This is a genomic window from Synechococcus lacustris str. Tous, assembly GCF_003011125.1.
Lineage (GTDB): Bacteria > Cyanobacteriota > Cyanobacteriia > PCC-6307 > Cyanobiaceae > Synechococcus_D > Synechococcus_D lacustris.
Genome location: NZ_PXVC01000040.1, coordinates 1 through 22,607 on the forward strand (window position 1 = coordinate 1; position 22,607 = coordinate 22,607).

Annotated in this window: 20 protein-coding genes; 9 read left to right on the plus strand and 11 right to left on the minus strand. The window is 52.2% G+C overall.

The genetic code is table 11. The features are described 5' to 3' along the window. Positions 1-125: 125 nt before the first annotated feature. The 5 genes from C7K08_RS08800 to C7K08_RS08820 form a co-directional block, all read right to left on the minus strand. On the minus strand, positions 126-1,364 hold the full coding sequence (locus C7K08_RS08800) for a glycosyltransferase family 61 protein (protein ID WP_106500265.1): 1,239 nt from the start codon (positions 1,362-1,364) through the stop codon (positions 126-128). A 5-nt stretch (positions 1,365-1,369) separates the two neighbouring features. Then, positions 1,370-2,647, minus strand: coding sequence for a hypothetical protein (locus C7K08_RS08805; RefSeq protein ID WP_206603828.1), 1,278 nt, complete (start codon positions 2,645-2,647; stop codon positions 1,370-1,372). Positions 2,648-2,719: 72 nt separating this feature from the next. Next, positions 2,720-4,006 carry a glycosyltransferase gene (locus tag C7K08_RS08810; protein WP_106500267.1) on the minus strand — a complete coding sequence of 429 codons (1,287 nt, stop codon included), beginning with the start codon at positions 4,004-4,006 and terminating at the stop codon, positions 2,720-2,722. Next, the gene (locus C7K08_RS08815) at positions 4,003-6,210 is read right to left on the minus strand and encodes a glycosyltransferase family 2 protein (RefSeq protein ID WP_161955856.1); all 2,208 of its coding nucleotides are present in this window, start codon (positions 6,208-6,210) and stop codon (positions 4,003-4,005) included. The genes C7K08_RS08810 and C7K08_RS08815 overlap by 4 nt, the downstream gene beginning before the upstream one ends. Positions 6,211-6,523: 313 nt before the next feature. Continuing rightward, on the minus strand, positions 6,524-7,360 hold the full coding sequence (locus C7K08_RS08820; protein ID WP_106500269.1) for a hypothetical protein: 837 nt from the start codon (positions 7,358-7,360) through the stop codon (positions 6,524-6,526). Between the two features lie 166 nt (positions 7,361-7,526). Between C7K08_RS08820 and C7K08_RS08825 the strand changes: the two genes are divergently transcribed. Then, positions 7,527-8,486 (plus strand): hypothetical protein, encoded by a 960-nt coding sequence (locus tag C7K08_RS08825; protein ID WP_106500270.1) that lies wholly within the window; start codon positions 7,527-7,529, stop codon positions 8,484-8,486. On the opposite strand, the gene C7K08_RS08830 is transcribed toward C7K08_RS08825, so the two are convergent. Beyond that, positions 8,476-9,792, minus strand: coding sequence for a hypothetical protein (locus C7K08_RS08830; RefSeq protein ID WP_106500271.1), 1,317 nt, complete (start codon positions 9,790-9,792; stop codon positions 8,476-8,478). The two genes, C7K08_RS08825 and C7K08_RS08830, sit on opposite strands and share 11 nt — an antisense overlap. Before the next feature lie 12 nt (positions 9,793-9,804). On the opposite strand from C7K08_RS08830, the gene C7K08_RS08835 reads away from it, so the two are divergent. Then, positions 9,805-13,482, plus strand: a complete 3,678-nt coding sequence (locus C7K08_RS08835; RefSeq protein ID WP_106500272.1) for a glycosyltransferase — start codon at positions 9,805-9,807, stop codon at positions 13,480-13,482. A 54-nt stretch (positions 13,483-13,536) separates the two neighbouring features. On the opposite strand, the gene C7K08_RS08840 is transcribed toward C7K08_RS08835, so the two are convergent. The 3 genes from C7K08_RS08840 to C7K08_RS08855 all read right to left on the minus strand — a co-directional run bounded on the left by C7K08_RS08840 (position 13,537) and on the right by C7K08_RS08855 (position 14,783). Next, positions 13,537-13,782 (minus strand): Txe/YoeB family addiction module toxin, encoded by a 246-nt coding sequence (locus tag C7K08_RS08840; protein ID WP_241537169.1) that lies wholly within the window; start codon positions 13,780-13,782, stop codon positions 13,537-13,539. Between the two features lie 17 nt (positions 13,783-13,799). Continuing rightward, positions 13,800-14,114: a type II toxin-antitoxin system Phd/YefM family antitoxin gene (locus C7K08_RS08845; protein WP_341272150.1), complete on the minus strand. Its 315-nt coding sequence runs from the start codon at positions 14,112-14,114 to the stop codon at positions 13,800-13,802. 429 nt (positions 14,115-14,543) lie between these two features. Beyond that, on the minus strand, positions 14,544-14,783 hold the full coding sequence (locus C7K08_RS08855) for a hypothetical protein (RefSeq protein ID WP_106500275.1): 240 nt from the start codon (positions 14,781-14,783) through the stop codon (positions 14,544-14,546). Here C7K08_RS08855 and C7K08_RS08860 point away from each other — a divergent pair. The 7 genes from C7K08_RS08860 (at position 14,782) to C7K08_RS08890 (ending at position 20,677) form a co-directional block, all read left to right on the plus strand. After that, on the plus strand, positions 14,782-15,114 hold the full coding sequence (locus C7K08_RS08860) for a CopG family ribbon-helix-helix protein (RefSeq protein WP_106500276.1): 333 nt from the start codon (positions 14,782-14,784) through the stop codon (positions 15,112-15,114). The genes C7K08_RS08855 and C7K08_RS08860 overlap by 2 nt on opposite strands. Continuing rightward, positions 15,111-15,467: a type II toxin-antitoxin system PemK/MazF family toxin gene (locus C7K08_RS08865; protein ID WP_106500277.1), complete on the plus strand. Its 357-nt coding sequence runs from the start codon at positions 15,111-15,113 to the stop codon at positions 15,465-15,467. The genes C7K08_RS08860 and C7K08_RS08865 overlap by 4 nt, the downstream gene beginning before the upstream one ends. 76 nt (positions 15,468-15,543) lie before the next feature. Further along, the gene (locus C7K08_RS08870) at positions 15,544-15,792 is read left to right on the plus strand and encodes an antitoxin MazE family protein (RefSeq protein WP_106500278.1); all 249 of its coding nucleotides are present in this window, start codon (positions 15,544-15,546) and stop codon (positions 15,790-15,792) included. Next, complete coding sequence (locus C7K08_RS08875) at positions 15,789-16,118, plus strand: type II toxin-antitoxin system PemK/MazF family toxin (protein ID WP_106500279.1); 330 nt, start codon at positions 15,789-15,791, stop codon at positions 16,116-16,118. Before C7K08_RS08870 ends, C7K08_RS08875 begins: the two co-directional genes overlap by 4 nt. Positions 16,119-16,581: 463 nt before the next feature. After that, positions 16,582-17,274 (plus strand): hypothetical protein, encoded by a 693-nt coding sequence (locus tag C7K08_RS08880; protein ID WP_106500280.1) that lies wholly within the window; start codon positions 16,582-16,584, stop codon positions 17,272-17,274. A gap of 190 nt (positions 17,275-17,464) precedes the next feature. Then, a complete protein-coding gene (locus C7K08_RS08885) occupies positions 17,465-18,001 on the plus strand; it encodes a glycosyltransferase (RefSeq protein ID WP_161955858.1) in 537 nt (178 codons plus the stop codon). A gap of 360 nt (positions 18,002-18,361) precedes the next feature. After that, positions 18,362-20,677 (plus strand): FKBP-type peptidyl-prolyl cis-trans isomerase, encoded by a 2,316-nt coding sequence (locus C7K08_RS08890; protein WP_133165201.1) that lies wholly within the window; start codon positions 18,362-18,364, stop codon positions 20,675-20,677. An 89-nt stretch (positions 20,678-20,766) separates the two neighbouring features. On the opposite strand, the gene C7K08_RS08895 is transcribed toward C7K08_RS08890, so the two are convergent. Together C7K08_RS08895 and C7K08_RS08900 are read right to left on the minus strand one after the other, a co-directional pair. Continuing rightward, positions 20,767-21,297, minus strand: a complete 531-nt coding sequence (locus C7K08_RS08895) for a class I SAM-dependent methyltransferase (protein WP_106500283.1) — start codon at positions 21,295-21,297, stop codon at positions 20,767-20,769. Beyond that, the coding region (locus tag C7K08_RS08900) for a glycosyltransferase 61 family protein (RefSeq protein ID WP_133165202.1) at positions 21,290-22,607 on the minus strand (1,318 nt) is incomplete at its 5' end. The genes C7K08_RS08900 and C7K08_RS08895, both read right to left, overlap by 8 nt.

Consider the following 22,607-nt stretch of genomic DNA (forward strand, 5'->3'; position numbering starts at 1 on the left):
AGTCAATTATCTCAGAGAATTATAACTCAAACCAAACCTCTATCTAAGGCTACATCAATTTTTCGAGGTGCCCTATATTGATTTCTCTAGTAGACTATTATTCTAGTATCAGCTAAAGATAAACACTAAGCCATATTCAATCGGGATTCCATCCAATTAAGCAGGGAGCCAACGATGGGTAGTGGCACCTGCCAAGAGCGCATATATGGAGGCACATCCGGATCTTCGCCAGTGAAGAGGCCAAAACCAAAACCATAAGCCTTGCCAGTACTTGCATAGGCCTTGGCATGCTGGCGCAAAGTAAAGTGGAATGATTCTAGATCTGACACAACGGATCCTTMACAACAAAATATACTATTTAACAACCCAGATCCGCTAGGACCAATCACGGCGTTCGCCTTGGAAAAGATCAATATTTGCTGAGATAAGCTGAGGGCCTCAGGATGTACAACCACATAGCCACGTTCTTTACAACTGATGATTAAATCCGCCTCATTTATCAACGGCCTATACCAAGGGCGGGCACGATGCGACAAGCGTCTAGACACAAACAGACGCTCAGCAATGGCAGGCTGAGGCTGCCTAGCGCAACCACGAAGCAACTGCTGCATGGTTCGTTTGTAACTATAGGGATTCCAGAATCCCTCAATTGTGGAAGCATCTATATAAAGAAGCTCCCTAAAAATACAGCCAGCTATCTCCTGGCTTTCCAGGACTGGAATCCCCTGCAAACCCAAGATATCAAGGGCTTCCACCAACCAAGCCGTGCGACTGGGAACAATCATTAGGTCATAGGGGAAACGGGATTCCGCCAATAACGACAAGCATGGCAACACCCTTAGAAGAAAGCTTCCATAGTTGTTGGGCTCAAGATTTGGAAGAAAAATCGCACGTTGTTCGCACTGTTCGTGGGGAGCCATTGATTGAAAGAGCACCCGATATCCATCGGAATCACTCCAAAAAAGACAGCCATGGTGATGGTGTGCAGCTGTGGCTTCCTGAAGAAGCTTGGCGCTGCCATCATTACTTATGAGTCCAGCAGAACTAATTAGCTCCCCACCCCCACCTAGGGCTAGATCAGTGCCAACAACCATGRCCTGGCGCAATCGGTAGATACGTTCCGGTTGCAACAGAATCTGTTGCGATGACACGTCATGCAACATCTCCCGATCAATAGGCATACCCTCGCAGTGACCGGGCCCATTCATTAGAACCTGGAGCCCTGGCAATTCCAGCACAACTTCAACATTACTAGCTACAAATACTGAGCGAACCTCTACGTTGGCCATGGAGAGAGAATGAAAACCCTCCGCTAAATCGGGGGCCAGTTGCCGCAATGGATCAAGCTGACCAGCATGAAGCATAAAACTCAGAACTTGATATTGAGGTTGGTCTGTATAGAAAACTTCGGAGTGTCGATTATGACATTCGGCGGATACACAAAATTGCTGGGAATATTGCGCACACCCAATTGAATATTGCGACCATAATCACTGTTAGGAAGCAGATTTTCAGCCATCGCAGTTATGGTCCAACCAAAACCACGAATTGGCTGCACACTGGCCCCTGCATACAGGTTGCGCCCTGTGAATTCACCAATCAGTGAAACTGAATCATAGAGCATTAAAGCCACAGAGCCAATCGGATAGAATTGCCCATATTCAGTGCCCTTGAGCAGGGCATTACTTTTAGCCTTTGCAGAGCAATCAATTCCCCCAGGTGGAATATAGCCCCAGGTCCAGCAATGGGCATCACGTTGGGCCTGGATCTGAGCGCCAATCACCTTGTCTACCGGCCTGAATTCACCATTACCCAGCCCCAGGGTTATAAACAGATTTGAAAAAAGCGATTGCTCTGGATCATTATTACCATTCAGCCGGAAGCGCTGACTCACTACTCCATATGCATTCTTACCCAGATCAGCCTGTTTCGGGTCCCAGCGAATCATATTTTCAACGCCAATCTTGATGGCCGTATCTGGGCTGATATTACGGCTGATGGAAAATCCAGTCATGTTGCCGCCAAGGAAGGGATCACCAGCGCGCTTACCAGAAAAAGCTACGCCCTGAGACATATTGTTAATCTCTATGCCTAGCCACTTACTTGAATCACCAAATCCCAGGGTAGTTGCGATATAGGCGTCACCTTTTTCATTAAAGTATCGTGAATAACTCATGCCCTTACGATCCCTACAGTTTGCTCCAGTAGTGCAATCAATTGCACGCACCCCTACGCTAAACATAACTCCCCTTGGACCATAGGCCTGAGGCACGATATTAGAAATCTGCGGCTTCCAGTCAGCATTCCAATAGGGCACTCGACCGTTACCGCTTAACCACTGCCGAGCAGGCAAAGACTTGTTACTTGGAGACTCAACTTTGTCTGGCGCCACAGCATCTTCAGAAGCAGCCTGAATGGAACCAACCTGTGGCCAACTATTTATTTTTTCCACCGCATGCCAGGTTCCCGGTTGGGCTACACCGGCGGCGGCTGGATTTTCTACCTCTTGCCAGGCTACCGATGGAGCAGCAACTCCACTTTCTCTATCAACCAATTGCCATGACTCTGCCCTTGCGGTGTTAGCCGCAAGAACTATCCCAAATAGGGCCACAGCCACGGAAGTTATTTGTGAAAAGTCTCGAACCATGAATCCCCAGCCAATTATATTTCGCCAGGCTCAGCGGCCTAAGTGTGCCGTCAGAAGCTAGACTTATTCAATTCACAAACCCCGCGTATTGTAGTACAGATTCAAATGGCGATGGATAATTTCATTGTCGTCGGGTCCAGCTGCTTGAGTGGACACCAGTTCTAGCCAGCGTTCACGGCTGCTAGCAGCTTCGAGCATGGTGCAGGCAAGGGCCGATGCAGACCTAGGGGTGTAATGGAACCCATCCAGCCCAGGCCTCACTTTTTCCGCCATACCTCCAAACCCTGGCACCAAGAGGGGGCGCCGCTGACGCATGGCCTCTTGGATCACTACGGGGGAGTTCTCCCCCCAGCGGGAACCCATCACCACCCAGTCTTGTTCTGCCATCAGCGCCGGCAGTTCCGAAGGGTCATAGGGACCATGAAACAGCACTTGGGGTTGTAGAAGCCTTATCTCAGCACGAATATGCGAAAAATGCCTGGCAACCATTGGATCTGGATGGGCCGGACCATAGATATCCGTGCCATGGATAGTGAGCTGAAGTTGTGGATTTTCAACCAAGGCCAGCCTGAGGGCCTGAAGGATTAAATCAAGCCCCTTAGCTGGATGGATCTGGCCGAAGTAGGCAAACCTACCGGGAGAAGCTTGACGCTGGGAAACTGAATTGGCTTCCTTAGCACTTGAGAACCAGAATCCCTTCGATTCAAGCCCATCCCCAAGGGGGTTTTCAATCACACTTATCATGCTTTCGTCAACACCCCAGCGCAGAAATTGCTGAGCCAAATGCTCACTAGGTGAGATCATATGATCCACACTTGTGAGCAAAGCCTGCATCCGGACTTGACGCATTAATAGATCATTGGCGCTGCGATCTGGCAAACATACGAGACAGTCGTGTAAATCTGGAGCTTGACATAATCGACCATCACGACGTAGTAATTGCCCCCTCAAAGGACATAAAAGCAAAAACTCATGCAGGGTGAGAATAAACCGAGCCTTTGGGAATGCTGCCCGCAGGGCCAGGATCAACTCAACTCCAAGGTTTATAAAATGATGCAGGTGAATCGCAGTGGGATTTACCTGCTGGAACCATTGCATCAAGCCACTGCTTGAGTCTAGCTCTATGGCAGAGTTATTAAAAAAATAACAACTGCCGCTGCGAATCAGCAACTCCTTACTATTGAGACTGCCGAGGTCTTCCCCGAAGGCCAAGTGCCTCTCCGGAGCCGTGGCAACGAACCAAGCTTCAAAATTGTCTTGCTGATTAAGGGCACGAAACAGGGCATGGGCGGCATGCTCACCACCGCCCTTACTAAATTTGGGATGGCCGTGGGCCATCACAACAACCCGCTGTTTCATCGCCGTCCATCCTGGGCAAGCCAGGCATTGGCCAGCACTCTCCAGATCTGAAGCCCTGCCCCCTTAACTTCTCGACCGGCAAAGCTCTGACGTTCCCCATGCCAGAGCTGCACGTCCGTAGCAAGAGCACAGAGAAAACCCTCTTCCTTGATCCTTTGACACAAGTCTGAATCCTCAAAATCCCCTCGAATAAAGGTCTGCCTAAACCCCCCAAGGCGCTGGTACAAAGCTCTAGGGAGACAGAGCAATGCACCACTGAGAAGCTCCACCTCCTGCACCGGTTCTTGATAAACTTGAGCAGAAAGTCCCTTGCCAGGATGGCGATTTAGGCGTAGGCCACCGAAGGCGGCAGCGGGAACTGAGCTCATGCCTGCATGTTGCACACTTCCATCCGGATAAAGTAAAATAGTGCCCAATATACCAGCCCATGGATTGTTATTCAAATGCTCAACTAAGTGAAAAAGCCAGCCCGAATTTTTAGGAAATACGTCTGAGTTCATTACCACCAGGGTTTCTCCCCTGGCATGGGCTGCACCGGTATTGCAAGCTGCTGCGAAGCCATGGTTTCGATCCAGCCCCAAAACGGTGAAGCTCAAACCGAGATGCCCTCCAGTGCGGCGGCACCAGTGCAAAACTGGTTCTAATAGATCAGGGTCGTCTACTACGTAAATTAGCTCTACTTCAGCACTGCATAGTTCCGGGTCGGTGGCCAAGGCTACGAGTTGGGCCTCAAGTAAATCCAATCGCCCAAACAAAGGTATAATTATCGAAATCCGGGGAATGGAATGGTCCATAGCCGATTGACGGCTCTTGGCGCCAAAGTTTTCACAGTGGCTGATCTCCACAAGTAGCTCTTCAGGACTGGGATGGAGAGATCTGATAACAGATCCGAGATGGTTTCCTAAAAGCTGATTGGCCTGATGGGTGGGATGATTTTCTAAGTCAAGCTGCTCTAACAGAATTTCAGCTCGCTGGGGCCAGGGGAACTGGCTTAGATCAATCGGAACGGATTGATTGCGAACTCCATTCATCCAAATCTGAGGAGTAGAAACCGTGCCTGGAAATTCCGCCACGAAATGCGGCCTGGCCAGGAACTTCCAGAATGTAGGGGTCAGGGTGATATCAGCATCAAGCACTAAAAGATCAGTTGCCGTTAGCGTATCGGATGACTTGCCCTTCACAAGCAGCCGACCATCACTGAATTGCAGAATCTGTTCTATACAATTAATCAAACGAGATCCACTGCCAGAGTAGTTTAATTGCGGGTGTTGGCGATTAAGTTCAAGCATCTCTCGCGCCATAGCGGATAGAGCTTCATCGGAATCACTGCTCAGCTGCTGCCAAATTTGCAGTGCTTCCTGGCGCCTCTCTAGTAAAATCAAGCCTCGAGCTTTATTATCAAGCAGCCAACCTGACTCCATTCCCATTAGTTGGCAATGTTCAGCCATTGAAATCGACAGATCAAGCAAATCTGCTTCCCTTGCTGAGATGATTTCCTTAAGACAAGCAAGCTCTGCCTCCTGGGCAGTAAAGATTTTATCTGCTAGATATTTAGCCTTCCATCCCTGTTTAGAGCTAAATCTATCAAGCTCTTTCAATAATTGATAGCAAGCAAGGCTCTCGTTGCTCTCAGCAGCTTTTTGAAGGACATAGTCGTCTTTCTGCTGGCGCAGTTCTTCCCAAGTCCGAGCAGCCTTGGCAGGCTGTCCCAACTCCAGCCAAACCCTTGCTTTGTTATCGACAATCCAACCGGAGTGAACCCCAAGGGCTTCGGCGGCCTCCAATAGTCCCAGCGAATCATTGAGCCGCTGGGATTTTCGCAGGGAGATGGCCTCTCGAATAATTTTTTCCAAGAGTGTGCCTTCTCCCGCAGGATGCAAGGATTGGATTACCCAGCCGTCTAGATCGCAATGGACTTGAAGTCGATGAAGAATTTCAGCACTTACCTCTACTGACATGTTTGAGGCCACCTTGCGGGCCTCGCTTCCTACCGGCTCAATCCGCTTGATCTCTTCCCAAAGGTACACGGACTGGCCCAAAAATCCCTGGGCGAGAAGAGCCCTAGCCCTATTGTCTTTCAACCAGGAGGAAGTATATCCATCAAGTTCAATTATTTCAATTAAAGCCAGGCTGAGATCTGCCCTACTGGCCTCTCGCAGAGCAATACACTCTCTGCAACATGCATCCAATAATTCATCAACCAAAGCTCCTGTAGGCTCAATATCATCCAGGAAGTGGGGCTCCCAGCCCCGATGTCGAAGCAGGGCCTGCCATCTTGCTTTGGCAGCCTGGGGATCCATTGGGCCATTAAGAGATTCGGATTATAGAGCAATCTCCGACTGCTTTCACTAGGGCGCTGGCTTATGCCGATCACTGATAGCATCCAGTGACCTAAAAGCCGCACCAGGCAGGCGACACCTCGGGGCTCTTGAAAGTATCAAGCAAGTCCCTAGCATTAAACTACAAGTCGCTTTTCTCAGCCCAGAGAGCAACCAATTCAGCCGAATAGCTATCTATCTATTTGATAAGCGCATCCTTTCCAATGGACAACTGAGCACATTCAGCAGTAAGTTGATCTATCTTGAGAATCGCATCATCTCGCTGTTGAGTTAATGCAAACATTTGCCCAGCAAGCTCCTGCCGTTCAGCGGTGAGTTCCAGGTTCTTCATTTGAGCCAACAGCAAGCGCACTGCATGGCAGGAGAGTTGCTCCTCCATTTGCATAATCTTTTGGCGGCTCTCTTCCAACTCGAGATTCAGCGTGCCAAGGGGGTTGCGCTGCCACTGCAACCCATTTCCCTCCGCAGGGGAGAAGCCCCGTTGATTTAACCAGCTCGCCACCGCTTCCTGGTTGGCAAGACCCGTGAGCGGGTGATCAAGCTGCACGGATTGCACACCCCTGAACCATGGCCCACATCCAGCCAACGCTGCCAAAGCATCACCCTGACGCAGCACCAGGGTGATTATCGACTTTTGCCGATCGCCCAGTTCGGCTAATACCTTCCGCTGCCATGCGTTCAGGACCTCCGCCAGGCAGCGCCCGTTGCGTTCCTCAAAGTGCTGAGCCAACAAATTTGGGTATTGGGCTTGCCAGTGCTCCAGGGGCCAGGGGCCGTCCAAACGTCCGTCGTTGAACCGATGCCACAGCACAGCTTGGCCATGCTCGGCTGTGAGCACTTCTGCTACCACCAGGACTCGATCAACTGCTCCCAGCTCCTCTAGCTGCTGCTTCAGTGCCCTGGCTCGCCCTATCTCCGCCTCTACCACCACCACTTGACCAGCCGGCAAAGCCGAGGCCATGGCCGGTGCTCCCACCACCACGCTCAGCTCTGGCATTGCTACCGCTGCAGCCATGCGATCAAATTAATACTAATAACAACTTAAACCGATGGTCAGCTTCTTGGAGACCCCTTGCCGGCAAGATGCCGAATTCCAGTGACAGAGCCAGCGCACTATCTGCAGTCTTGAGATTCAACTTAGATCGCTATGTTTAGTCTAAAGCTTGTGGCTGAAAGAAGGAATGAATAACCTGCCAGTAGCTGCTGAGCCACCGTTGCGCCATTGTTGGTTTTCCCCCTTTCCTCAACCCTCCGCCTGCTTGCTAGGACTTGAGCGGGCTGGCTTGGAGATGTGGCCTGGAGATCCAGAAGCGGTACCCCCTGGGGCGTTACTCCTCTACGACGCACCAGATGCGGTGCTCGCCACCTGGCGCCAACAACAGGCCAGCCCTCCCCAATGGCAAAACCTGCACCAGGGCTACCAGCTACTGCTGGGCCTGGCCACCGATCGCCCTCCGCTGGCCAGCTGGCGGGTGGCTGGCCTCAATCCCCATGGGCTCAGCGACTGGCTAAGCAACCAGGCGGCCCTGCTGCCGGACCCTGGATTTATGCCCAAGCCCAACCTGCTTGCCGCCCTGCTGATCCGACCGTTGCTGCAGGCGGAGCCCAAGCTGCTTGATAGTTATCTGGACCTAGAGCTCAAAGCAGAGCTGGCCGGTGGCTCGCCCGATTCAAACTATCTAGCGCGGCTGCAGTCCCAACTATCCCCTGGGGCACTGCTGGCGGCCTGGTGGCAACCCTGCACCGAAGCCCGCGAAGAAGCAGAGCAAACGCTGTTGCAATTACACCAAGTGCAGGAGGAGCTGGAGCAGCTTTTCCTGGCGGATCGAAACAAACAACAGCAAATCAATGCTCTGCAAACCAGCAATCAACAGCTGGAGGAACAGGTACCACAAATCCAAGCTGAGTTGGAAAAAGCCAACAATGAACTAGCCGTTACCGGTAATGGGCTCGCTGAAGCTCAACAGCAGCTCGCCGATGTCCGCGAAGAAGCCGAACTCACCCTGCTGCAGCTCCACCAGGTGCAGGAGGAGCTAGAGCACTACTTCCTGCTATCCCGCCGTCAACAACAACTGCTCGATAGCCATGAGCAACTGGAACTGCGCAGCGAACGGCTGCTGGCTGACTTGATCAATCGCTGACCCCGATGAGCCCCAAGCGCCGCTCAACCAGCGCCAACAACCGGGCATGGCCCTCAAGCCGCAGTTCCCGCTCCCTGATTTCAGGGCCCAGCTGGCCGCCATAGTCCACCCCGAGCTGCGCTGCCAAGGCCCGCTGCAGCAGCTGGCGGTAGCCGTGATGGTCTGGGTCCTGCAGCAGGGCCGTGAGCAGCAGGGCTTCCGCCGCCGCCGCATCCCCCTGCTCCAGCAGCTGTTCAGCCTGCTGGAGCCGTTCCCGCCGCTCCACTTTCGGTCCGTATTTCACCAGCATCTCTGCGGCCATGGTGGCCAGGGTTGCATCGTTACTGAGCTGCAGGTTGCGCCAGAGGGCTACGGCCTCCGCTTCTCGCTGCAGATTTACTAAAGCCCTGGCTTCGTTGTCGTTTATCCAGGGGGATTCGAACCCCAAGTCGCGGGCTTTGCTCACCAAAGCCAACGACAACTCGGCCTCACCTAGCTCACGACTTGCACTTAATTCCTGCAATAGCTGCCGGAGCAGGGGCTGGTCATCTGTACCGAGATATTGGGGCTGCCAGCCGTTCTGCTCACACAAGCTGAGCAGGGGCGCCAGCAGCGTTTGGCCCTGCAGGGCCGCCATCTCTTGGGCCACTTGCCCCAGCCAGGCATCTCCATGGGCTGCGGCGCTCAATTGCTCCCAAAGCAGCAGAGCTTCTACATAATTGTTTAGCTCCACCAACACGCGAGCCTTGTTATCAAGCCACCAGGGATCTGTTTCCCCTGCCGCTAGGGCCGCATCAATTAGCTCGAGGGAGGCCTCCAATTGGCCCTCTTCCCGCAGTCGAATTACTTCCTTTAAAGCCTGAAGTTGTTGATCGGTGCGCAGCTCATCTGCTGGCGCTTCGGGGGGCGCTTCGGTGGTGAGGCTGCCGAAGGTCACTAAGGAAGCCTCCCCTAGGGGAGGGCCCTGCTCGGCGGCTGAATCGGCATTTTCCATAAGCATGGCCACCGCGGAAGCAGCCACCAGGTGGTCTGGCTCCCGGCTCAACTGCACCCAGAGGCCCAGGGCCTCCTGCCGCTGCCCCAGGGCCAGGAGCGCCCGCGCACGGTTGTCTTGGAACCAGGGGGAGGTGAGCCCAAGGGCCAGGGCTTGATCAATCAGTTGCAGGCTGAGCTCCGCATCTCCAGCCTCCCGCAAACCAATCACTTCCCCAAGGCAGGCCTGCAGGAGCTCCCCATCACTGTTGCTGGTAGCGGTAAGTTGCTGGGCAGTCCAGCCCCCTTCAACCAGCAGCTCCAGCAACAGGTGGGCTTTGGTTTGGGGCTGCATATTGTTTACTAGTTGACCGGCTCAAGCCTACCTACGCCAATCACCACCATGGCCGCCGATCTTTTGGGGCTGGAACAGTGGCAACAAGAACTACAACCGCTTGAAGCCGCCAAAGAGTGGGCAACCCTTGTGGAGGTGGCAAGCCAAGCTCTTGCCAGCAGTGGTGTTATTAGCAGTGTGGAGGAGGCCTATCTCTCCTACATGGCAGGTAAGGGGCTATGGGAACAGGATCTCTGGCCCCAGGCGGAACAGCTGCTGCAACGTTCCGTGGAGTTGCACCCCCATTTCCCCTATAGCCAACACCTATTGGGCCGCTGCCATGCGGAAGCCGGCCGCTGGTTTGCTGCCCTGGCAGCCCAACAGCGCTGCACCAGCCTGGCGCCGGGCTTCGCCTACGGCTGGCATGCCCAGGGCATGGCGGCCCTCGAACTGGGCGACAACGAATCCGCCCAGGCCTGCTTCCAGCAGGCTCTTCAACTTGATGACAGCCTCCCCTGGTTCCAGGCCCACCATGCCCTTGCCCAAGTAAGGGCCGCCCTGGGTAGGGGGGCCGTAGCTGAAGCCGCCCTCACCATGGGTCAGCTGCTCGCCCGGCAACAGCCCCCCGACCCAATACTGCAGGAATGGCTAGCAGCGGCCGCCAGCTGTGCCCTCGCCGGCGAGAGGCAAGCGGCCCTGGTGCTGGCCCGGCAGCTAGCAGAAAACCATGCAGGCCTTGGGGCCGCCGCCCGGCCCCTGCCGCGCCGGCCGGCCCTACTGCTGCTAGCGGCCCTGGGGGAAGAGCCAGCGGAACTGCGGGAACTGGCCTGGATACCCAGCACGGCCCTAGAGCAATTTATCTGGAGCCAATACCTGGCCCCCCTGTTTAGTAACCAGCAGCCGACGCAGCTCAGTGCTGCCCTGCAAGCTGTGCTGAAGGTGGTGATGCCCCCAGGGGCAGAGCAGMAAAGACTGCTGGACCCCCTTGAGCAGAGAAGCCCGGCCGAGCTGCTCAGCCTCGATGCCAGCGACGACCCCCGCCTGCCCTTCCTGCAGGCCTCCGCCAGGGTTAGCCAGGCAAGCCACAACCTGCTCGATCTGCAACGCAACCTGCCCGGCTGCCTGGGGGAGGGCGCGCGGCGCCTGCAAAGCGAACCACGCCAGCACCTACCCCTGAAACGGCTGGATTACCACCTGTGGCAGCTGAATAGCCTCGCCCTGGAGCGCCCCGACCGCCTGGCCCAGCATGCGGGGTTGCTCCCCCAGGCCCTGGCCCTACGCGATCAGGCCATTGATCAGCTCTGCCAGGCCAGCGTGGCCTTCACCAATCTCGATGGCATGGGGCCATGGCCCGCCAGCCCCCAACCCAGGCGCCGTTGGCTGCTGGTGGCCGCCAACGATCTTCCCCAGTGTTTTTTCTATCGGGTGGAGCAGAAACAACAGCAGCTGCAAGCCCTGGGCTGTGAGGTGCAGATTTTATTTGCGGAAAAGTTGAACGAATGGGTATGCACCGATCTGCTGCTCTGGAGCCAGGCCGTGATCATCTGCCGTTTACCGGCCACCTATCCGGTGCTGCGTTTCATGGCCCGGGCAAAACGCGCAGGCTTGCCGGTGTTTTATGACATCGACGACCTGATCTTTGACCCCGAAAACTTTCCACCGCCCCTGGCCTCCTACGGCGGCACGATTGGCCCACAGGTGCACCGGGGGCTGGCCCTGGATGTGCCCCTGTTTCGGCGGGCCATGGACCAGGCCGATGCCCTGATTGTTTCCACCCGAACCCTGGCGGAACGCTGGCTGCAGCTGGCCCGGCGGGGGGGGCAGGCCGTGATGGTGCTGCCAAACCTGGCCCCAGCTGACCTAAAAAAACTTGGAAAACGCCAGGCTTGGCAGAAAGCCAGTTCCACCCTGGGCTCCAAGGCTGAAATTGTGCGCCTGGTATTTGCCAGCGGCACCCTGGCCCATAAACAGGCCTGGAATGAAGAACTGGCCCCGGCCCTTGCCGCCCTGCTCAGGGCCAACCCGCAGCTGCGGCTTGATCTGATCGGCCATATCAGCGTGCCTGAAGAACTCCACGACCATCGGCAGGCCATCCGCTGTAAGCCCTTCAGTGATTACAGCAGCTACCTGAAACAACTGGGCCAAGCTGATATTGGCCTGGCGGTGCTTGAGCCCGGCATCGTGACTGACGCCAAGAGCGCCATCAAATGGATGGAATACAGCTTGATGGGGCTGGCCAGCGTGGTGAGCCCCACCGCCACCTACCGGGAGATCCTGCGCCCCGGCGAGGATGTGCTGCTGGCAAGGGGGGCCGACCAATGGCAAGCGGCCATCCAACAGCTGATCGACCAACCGCAACTCCGCCAGCAACTGGCCCTGCGGGCCCACGAGCGAGCTCAACAGTTGTTTGCCAGCAACCAGGAGCGCCGTTTCTGGCAACCCCTGATCGCTGCTCCTGCCCCAGCTGCTCCAGCCCCAGGGAATGCGCCTGAACCACGGCGGCGCAAGCTACTGGTAATCAATGTATTTTTTGCTCCCCAGTCTGTGGGTGGGGCAACCCGGGTAGCCCAGGATCAAGTAAAGACCGTAATTGAACAAGCCGGTGATAACTACGAAGTAACAGTGCTATGTGTAGACCACGACCCCTGGCAAGGCCTGCCTTTAGATAATCGCATTGCGGTGGATATCCACCAGTGGCAGGGGGCCAAGGTGGTGAGATTAGGGCTGCCTGGCAAACCTTGGAGCTGGCACCATGATGGTGAAGTTGAGCACTTCTGCCGCTGGTGGCTGGCCCAGGAAAACTTTGATCTAATCCATGCTCACTGCCTGCAAATCATCACTGCTGCACCGCTTGTGGTGGCCCATGATCTAGGAATTCCCTATGTGGTGAGCCTCCATGACGGCTGGTGGCTCAGCCCCTTGCAATTTTTGATTAGCAACGAAGGCCAGGCTGTAGATCCGGCCGACCCCCTAGGCCATATCAGCAATGCTGCTGATGAATCCATTGAGAAAACTGCCGCTGCCCTCGAGCGGCGCGATGATTTGGAGGAGATCCTCGCAAGGGCTGCTGGCCGCTGGGCCGTTTCAGAACCATTTGCAGCGCTCTATCGACAGGCCGGCATTAGGGATGTGACGGTGCTGGAAAACGACTGGACGCCAATGCAAGGCAGCATTCGACCAACCCGCCTACCCGATGAGCCGCTACGGATCTGCCATGTGGGGGGCATGGCAATCCATAAAGGCTATCCAGTGCTGCGGACGGCAATTCTGCTCCAACCCCTGCCCAATGGGGTGGTGACGGTGATCGACCACAGCCTCGCCGAAGGTGAGAGCTATACGGCCAGCTGGAATGGCACACCGATCCAATTCAGGGCCCCCGCCCCGATGGAGCAAATGGCCGAGTTTTATGCCAGCCAAGATGTGTTGGTGGCACCCTCCACCTGGCCAGAGAGCTATGGCCTGGTAACCCGCGAAGCCCTCAGCGCCGGCCTTTGGGTAATCGCCAGCGACATCGGCGCCCTCGCTGAACCGATTGAAGAGGGGGTGAATGGTAATAAGTTTCCGCCAGGCGATGCCCAAGCGCTTGCCAATGCACTGGCCGCCCAGGCCCACGGAACAAGATCGTTTTCGAGTCAGCCAAGAGTAGAACTATTATCCAGACGCTTTCTCCTGGAGCTTCCCAAGCTCTACGAACAAGCCATGCAGAGATAGATATTAAGCCCCAAGTTATCCATCAGAAACACAACCAGCCATGGCACCCCTGCATCAATAGTGGTAGCGCCCCTGGAGAAACTCGGTGCGGTCAGCTTTCACTAGGTAGACGCAGCGGTGCTCCTGGGTGATTCGGCGCGACCAGACGCCTGTTCCGAGATACTTCAGCGGCTCCGGTTTGCCGATGCCGCTGAACGGATCGCGCAACACGGCCTTCATCAGCTCCAGCAGGCGGCGAGCGGTGCGGCGGTCGGTTTCGATCCAGTGCTGCAGGTCCTCGAGAAACTCCGGATGGCCCACCGCTTCTCTCTGGGCACTCATGCCTGCAGTTGGGCCTCAAGATCCTCCAAACGAAGGGCAGGAAGGCTGTCGCCGCGGGCGCGCTCGAGGGCTGAGAGGAGCCGGGCTGCGTTGTGGGGCGAGCGCAGCAGGTGAGCCGTTTCCAGCAAGCCCTCCAGCTCGTCGGCTGCCACCAAGGCGACATCGCCCCCCTGGCGGCGCCGCACCATCACCACCTCCCGGTCTTCCACAACCCGGTCCATCAGGGTCTTGAGCTGGTCGCGGGCGGTGGTGTAGGTGGTTTCGATGGCCATGGAGCTGTACAGGAAGTCTGTCCAGGCTAGCGCCACCATGGGGCCTTCCGGTCAAGGGGCCTCAGGAGCAAAGCGATTAAGTTCCGAATATCACGCTCAACAGCGCAAAGATGTCTGAATCCTGAGTGATGCTGCATGGTTAACAGCTGCCGGAGGGTGGTTATCTGGCCACCTCGGAGGCCATCCAGGGCTTGGTGTCTCAGGGTCGCACGGTGGCGGAAACCCTGGAAATCGCCCGCGATGTTGCTCGAAGACTGTTGGAATCTCATCAGCTCAGAGGACAAGCTCTAGTTGTCCAACGAAGGCAACATGCTCAACCAAGTGCCTCCAGTACCATCTCCAATGTTTGGTGGGTATGTTCGGCCACATCTTTGAGGATCTGCCGGAATATTCCAACCCTTAATGGCTTGTAAGCTGGAATCGTGTTGCCTGGTGATGGTTTAGCCAAATTGGGAACCATATGTGCGCTCATCGCAACATCCCCTCCAACTCCTCGATCCCCTGCAGGATCTCCGGCTCAATCGCCCGCAGTTCGGCCAGGATCTCCAGCGGGGGGCGGTGCTCTACCTCTTGGTGAATCAGGGCCATGACGGCGTGGTGCCTAAATCGGTGACACCGGCGCCGCCGGTCAATCTGCTGCTCTAGGCCCCGACCTGCCATCAGCAGGTGGATATGATCATACTGATCTGCATACTTTTTCCCGGCCATGGCGCGCCCCAGTCCCCTTGCTGAACGGGTGACCGTGACCATGCCGTCCGAGCTGGTCGCCGGGATCGACCGCATCGAGGCCAACCGCAGTCGCTTCATCGCCGAGGCCGTGCGCCACGAACTGCAGCGGCGCCAGCGCCTCGAACTACTGCGCTCCCTGGAGGCTCCCCATCCCGACAGCGCCGCCACTGCGGCCCTTGGCCTGGCGGACTGGGCCGAGGCCCTGCCTGAAGGGGACAGCGACCTGCTCGATCCCAGCGCCGGAGAGCCGGTGCACTGGCGACCGGAATCGGGTTGGCAGCACGCCGGCTCCCCCGAGATCAAGCCATGAGCGTGCCCCGGGGCAGCCTGGTGCTGGTGGATCTGGAGCCCACCCTGGGCCATGAGCAGCGCGGCACCCGGCCCTGCCTGGTGGTGAGCGACCCGGCGGTGAACTCCAGCCAGCGCTTTCCGCTGCTGGCCGTGGTTCCGATCACCGGAACGCCCGCTCCCGGTGCCCTCTACCCGCCCCTGGCCCCGGGCGCCAACGGCCTCACCAAGCCCTCTTACGCCCTGGTGGATCAGCTGCGCTCGATCGACAAACAACGCATCCGCCGTCGCTACGGCCAGGTGAGCGAAGCGGAGCTGGCCGCCATCGATGCGGGCCTGCGCCTCTACCTGGGCCTGGAGCCCGATCCTGGCTAAGCACCTAGCCGCAGTTCGGCCAGGCATGAACCGCCTGCTCCGGCTAGGGTGACATGTAACCGTTTGGGGTGCCGCCATGGGACCTGAAGCCGCTCCGGAGGCGCGCCGCGCCGGCAACCGCCGCAAGGTGCGGGAGCACCGCCAACGGCTACGAACCCAGGGGATGCGGCCGATCCAGATCTGGGTGCCGGATGTGCATGCGCCTGAATTTGCCGCCGAGGCGCGGCGGCAGTGTTTGTTGGCCAATGCCAGCGAGGAGGGGGCCGAGATCCAGGCCTTCATCGACTTGGTGTATGAATGGCCCGATGACGAATACAGCCAGTGAAGCGCGGTGAGCTCTGGACCATGGCCGGCGGCCCCGGCTACGCCAGCAAGCCCAGGCCTGTGGTGATTGTTCAGGACGATGCCTTTGCCGCCCGAGATTCGGTGACGGTGTGCCTGATCACGACCGATCCCGCTGACCTCCCCGTGTTTCGTATCGCGGTAGACCCCACCGCCGAGAACGGCCTGAAAGCAATCAGCCGCCTGATGGTCGACAAAGTCACCACCGTCCCCAAAAGCCGTCTGGGCCAATGCATCGGTCGCCTGGCGGATGACAACCTGCTGCGGCTAAATCGCTCGTTGCTGGTGTTTCTTGGCCTGGCCCGCTGATCGCGCTTGCGTGCCGCTCATCGCAACATCCCCTCAACCCCGTCGAGGCAGAATGTTTAACGACGGCTGATGAACATGGGTTTTGCTCCTCTGATGGCGTGGTGATCAGTCGATACTTCTGTAGTCCGCTGTTCGGCCACAGTCGGCCCGAGCCACCTAATAGGGGATCAAAGCGAGCAGCTCTGGATCTAAAGCAACCGCTGGCTGCTGGGGTCAAGGGGCAGCCCCGACCAGTCCAAGGGAGGCAAATAGCCGACCCAACGCAATAAATCGGCTGCCTTGCGTCAGCCCTTGAGGCCAGCTTCACAATGAAAGCCTGACGCCAACAGGGGCCACTGCGTCAGACAGTCGCTTTATGCAGATATTGCATATTCTGGAATGCCTTAAATATGCCTTATATCTACGCTATATTTACTTAGCGCCTTGCTAGAGACGCAATCCGTAGTGATTCCGGCAAGCGATCATGGCAACCGCTGTAGGCACAGATAATTTCTACGCCCTCGAAAGCGAATGGAGGGGGCAGCTAGGCCAGTGGGCGACTAGCGGCCTGCTGGAGGCGGCAGCCCTAGAAGCGTTAAACCTGAGAAGTAGACCATCAGCCCTGCAAGAGCTGATCGCCCAGTGGGGCAAGGGTGATTTCAGCGGACTACCACCGATTGAACTGCTACCAGCCAGCTCGATGCCGGGAGCCGCTGGGGCTTATGCCGCATCCACCGGCACGATTTATCTGAACCAGGATTGGCTGGCTGGGGCAAGTTTAGCTCAAGTAGTTGCCGTGCTCACAGAAGAGTTGGGCCATTATCTCGATGGATTGCTTAATAGCAGTGACACACACGATGATGAAGGGGAGTTATTTTCAGTCCTGCTGACTGGAGATGGGGTTGTCAGTACCCAACAACGGCGGAGGATAGTAGCAGAAACTGATAGCGGAAAAATTTTGATCGACCATGCCGGATCATTACAAGATAGAAGCTACATACCAGACGAGCAACTCGATGTCGAATTCGCGCTTGCTTACGATTTTCGCCCCAGCGTTGGGGTTGGCATAGCGGGCATAGCCGATGCAGAAGTGTTTAATCTTGCCTCTGATCCGAGTTCTAATAAGACTATTTATCTTGACTTCGACGGGGCAGATTTGTCCCAAACACATTACTGATGTTAGCCTGGAAGAAGATGATGTGATTGAGGCTGCAATTAAACGTAGGGAGGATTTAGAGCAGATATTAATAAATGCGGCAGATTGTTGGGCTGTATCRGAACAATTTGCTGCTCTATATAGGCAGGCGGGTATCACAAAAGTAAGCGTTCTCGAGAATARCTTCACGCCTATGTTGGCGAAGGMGCGGGTGCATCAATCGGCTGAGCAGCCATTGCGGATATGCCATGTGGGTGGGATGGCAATCCATAAGGGCTATCCAGTTTTGCGGGCAGCAATTCTGCTTCAACCCCTGCCCAATGTGGTGGTAACGGTGATCGACCACAGCCTTGCTGATGGCGATAGCTACACAGCGAATTGGAATGGCACAACTGTGTTATTTAAGCCACCTGCACCGATGGAACAGATGGCRGAATTTTATGCAAGCCAGGATGTGTTGGTAGCACCTTCTATCTGGCCTGAAAGCTATGGACTWGTTACCCGAGAAGCCTTAAGTGCAGGGCTTTGGGTGATCGCCAGTGATATTGGCGCTTTGGCTGAACCAATTTTAGAAGGAACAAATGGTAATAAATTTGCAGCCGGTGATGCAAAAGCATTAGCGGAATTACTTATGGCACAAGCAATATCGAGATCCAAAGCGCAATATTCTACAAACGAAATATCAAATGGGAAAGCTGATGCAACCACGCAGCTATTRGAGCGTTATGAGCAAGCTATTTATACTTAATACCAMTCTATTATTAGTGGKTGGTAGGTAAGCGTATTGTGCATTGGCAAACAGTTTGCGCTAATACTGAGAATTAAAGCTAATATATCGAATGGCTTATGGGTTGATGGTAACTCAGCGTGTGTGAAATTAAATTCTTTAAAAATGGAGGTGTTGCTAACTTTTAAATCTTAATTTTAGATTTATGGTTTATTGGGGTGCGGTAAAAACGGATCTGTTGAATAATTTTAAATAAATACTGTTTTAATTTCAGGCGCCTTTGGCGATCAGGCCGCCCAATGCTAATTGCAATATATCTTAATTAAATATACAAATTCTTGTCTACAATGGTGGTTATAATAAAAAAAATTTTGATAGCTAATGGCAGAAAAAATCGAGATACCAGGTCATTATACTTACACTGGAACTTCTGGTATTGATAGGGTTAGTACGTATGAGCTGAACAAAAGCTATCCTAATAACGATGGCTTTGTGATCTTAGGAGAATCGGGCGATGATAATATTTCATCTGGAATAATGGGATTTGATAGAACAAAATCTTCAACTCATAAATCAGATTATATTGATGCTGGTGATGGCAGTGACTTTATAAGTGCATATGCATATATGACGAATAATGCATCAGTTATTATCTCGGGCGGAAAAGGCACAGACACATTGCTTTTAACGGGTAGCAAGTTAACTTCCAATCCAATATTTTCAAGAGAGAAATTTAACGAAGTTAGTTATACGAAATTCACTGTTGTCGACAAAGAGGATGGGAGCCCGCTTGCTGTAACAGCATTTGATGATGTTGAAATTCTGACCTTTAATGATTCATCAAATAATAGTATTTATTTTCTTACAGAAGATATTGCAAATGGTCGTATTCGGAGGGTTGACGGGGAGGAGATGGTTTGGCGAACTGTTGGCTCAAATTCTGATTGGGCCGATAATAAGTTAGATACATATACTGCCTATCAACAATATGAAAATCTAGTAAATTTACCCACTTATAATGTTGCTACTTCCTCTTCCCTTAATGAAGGTGAAACTATTAATGTTGATATTTCAACAACTAGCGTGGCTCCAGGAACGAATCTCTACTATTCGTTGAGCGGTGCGGGCATTTCTTTTAACGATTTTTCTTCTGGTTTTCTTAGTGATACATATGATTTTGGAACAGTTGGAACTGATGGTAAGCTATCGTTAGGATTTACTATTGCAAATGATTTTTCTACTGAGGGAACAGAAGCACTAGAAATCAAGCTCTTTTCTACTACTTCTCCTGTTGAAAAACTTAGCAGTGGAGTAGAGCGAAGTTATCTTATTGATGTTAGTGGCGTACCAACTAAGTTTGGTGATACAATTTATGTGCGATATCTTGGAAAGTTATTTAATGGCACCGTCTTTGATCAAAATATATTTGATCGTAAGAAATCTCAGTTTAGTTTTCAACTGGGTGCAGGTAGCGTAATTAAAGGTTGGGACATTGGTCTATTGGGAGTGAATGTAGGCGATGTGTTAATTCTTAGCATCCCCGCGGATCAAGCTTACGGTAAAAATGCAGTTGGTTCAATTCCAGCTAATAGTCCTCTCAAATTCGCTGTGCAAGTGCTCGGCCGTACTGATGCCAGGGGATCTGAAAAAGTTACAGACACTACTCCTGATTTGTCGCTTTCTGCTTCTAAGCAGGTTGGTGCTACTGCAACCGTTGCAATTAAAGATACGAGTGTTGCTAGCGCAATTAAAATTGAGAATAATGGTGCAATTGAATTAATGAAGGGTTTGGGTAATAAATATAGCGCCCAATCAAAAGTAGTAGGTGCAATAAACTATGCAATAAAAAAAGATGGTAACCAGATTTATCAAGGTATCTATGGTAATGATTGGAGTGTGCTAGCAGCAGAAACAGTTAATGGAGTGAATCAAGTGCTATGGAAAAATACAGCAGCTAATCGTTTGCATTTGTGGAAACTTGATGGCAACTGGAATTGGCAAAGCTCCAGCCTATGGGATGAAGCAAGTTCTAGTATTGGACAACAACTAGAAACAGAATTTGAAATCGACCTTGATGGTAATGGCACAGTTGCCGTTGCTAGTGCAGCCAAAATTGAGAATATTGGTAGCTTGAAGACCCTAATGGGCACAATAAATAATGATATTATTACCGGCCAAGGAGGAGAAATTGTATATGGAGGCAAGGGAAGTGATAGAATAACAGGGCAATCAAAAATAAGTGCTGATGGAACCAGGAGAATACCTTCATTTCTTACTGGTGGATCTGGAGATGATACTTATGTTGTTCCACAAGGTGTCTTTTCTGTTATTTTAGATGCTGGCGATGGCTTAGATACAGTTAATATGTCAGGAAGCAGTATTGATAATATCCAGTTTATTAGAGTTAATCAGCGGGATATATATGCAGCTGATGCCACCACAAGCTTGCTTCTGATTGATCCTCAGGGTATAGAAGGGAAATATAATGCAATCGAAAGTTTCATAATAGGTAATAATAAGTATGGCTTAACACAGTTAATTAGTATGGCTTTTGGTTCATCGAATTTCTATGGAGATTATACCTACAGAGAGCTGCAATCCAATGGTTTCTTTGATCTTGGCATTGTAGGGCTAGACCCACTTTCGATTAATGGCTATATTCAGTTGGCCATTAATAATAATAAGTTGACCCTTTGATCTCTTCTCTCAAGCTTCCAATCTATCGGAGCATCACTTGACATATATGCAAAGGCAGCGTTAACTTTTAAAGTTTAATTATTGAATTTCTATAATATCTGTAGTTTTGTGTGTATTGATAGTTTTTTCATGTGACAAGAAAGATGGGATTGATCCTGCCACTGCTGAGACATCATTTCAAATTGCCCGTTAAATCCATAGGCATGGGACCAGGGATGCGTACCGCAGAAGTACATATTAAATGTGTCTTCAGTAATAATATTTACATGAGTTGGGTCCTGAAATGCTTTGGGACTTGGATATGCAGGAGTCAATGAATAAAAAATACCACCATCTTTTAAAACTCTATATATCTCGTTCATTAATTCTATAAATGGCAACCTTGCGACTGAATCTATGTATATCAGCCTAGGTATATGCTCTATAAAATCAAAAGCTGTCAAATAATCAAAAAAATCAGATGGATATGGTATCGGACTTATAGTCAAATCTGCTTTTATGATTTCGACTATATCACCGCCAATATTGGCCTCTCTAATTGCATCTAAACCATATAACTCGTTCGCCTTGAACGGATTCTGCGGATTGAGTCCGCACCCTAGGTCTAAACTTTTAGTCATGAGAGTGCATCTTTTCAAACTTTTTGTTGGCGATTGCGTGAACAATTGAAGCTATGTGCTCTGGGGTATCAAGTAATGTTCGAGCTGCAAGGTGATTGCTTGTTTTATTTGTTGATGGATCTGTTGTTGTGCAATACAAGTAAGAACCATCTACTCCTTGACAAGAGAATTGCATAGAGTAATCTGGCGATAAAAGGTCACCAAGCATAATAATTGAATGATTTGTTTTGCCAGAGATGTTGCATAGGGCAAGTGAGTGAAATGCAGACCCCTCAAATCCAGCAATTACTTTAGCATGTGAATAATAAAATAACTGCTCCTCGAGGGGTATTTGTTGGGGATTCAATATACTCCATCCCTTTTTCAATAGGTAATCTTCAATCTCCTCCTCCCCTAAAATTAATCGCTGACTGCTCGCTAACTTTGTCCTGGATATATAAATAAAATCTAGGATTTTACTGTTCATTTGGCGTTTTTCTAGTACTAAGGAGCCAAACTTTTGAGCAGTACTGAAATATGCATTTGATATGCTGTTATGCAAGCTAAATGTTGAATCTGGTATCGTCATTTCTCTTACCATGCATATATTTGGTAGGCTGTCTTCGTAAACTGGATAATGTCCAGATTCTTTGATTAATTTTGAAACTTCTTTTGCCAGCGAATGATTGTGTTGGCCACTTAGCATAACCATGCTGGGTTCCAATATGTTTGATTCTCGGGTGAATGGCCAGAGGAAAGATAATGTTTCAGTGATAAAGTGACCGAAATTATCAAAGCAGGTGAATGGAATGTATATGGCTCTTTTGATTTCTTCAATCCCGTCCCAATGCCACCTTGGCTCAATATAAAAGTTCTTACAATGTGGTGCCTGCATGCCGTTCGGCATTCTTCGTAGGTATGAGCCTTTTAATGCAATTCCTGAATCTGCTGCATAAGCAGTGCCTGCTCCTTTTACAAATATAGCATTGCTATATTTATATATATTAGGAGGCTTGTCTTTATTTATAGTAAAGTAGTCTTTAAGAGTTTCTGCGATATCTTCGAAAGCAAAGCATGTCACATTGTTGCGGTATGTATTTTTTTTAGAGATTCCTTTGAGGTTCTCTCTCCATTCCTCTATTGGATCTGCTGTAAATTTTTTGACACAAATAGAAGAGATAATTATTTCAGCTTTTTCACTTAATTCTAAAATCAAACCACTCTGCTCAAGGCTTTCTATAACTGATTTAATTGCAGGTTGGCAATTTATTTGATAGGGGCGCCGTGGGTTTTGGTTGTGAATTGCATTTTGATTTTTAGCATCTTGATAT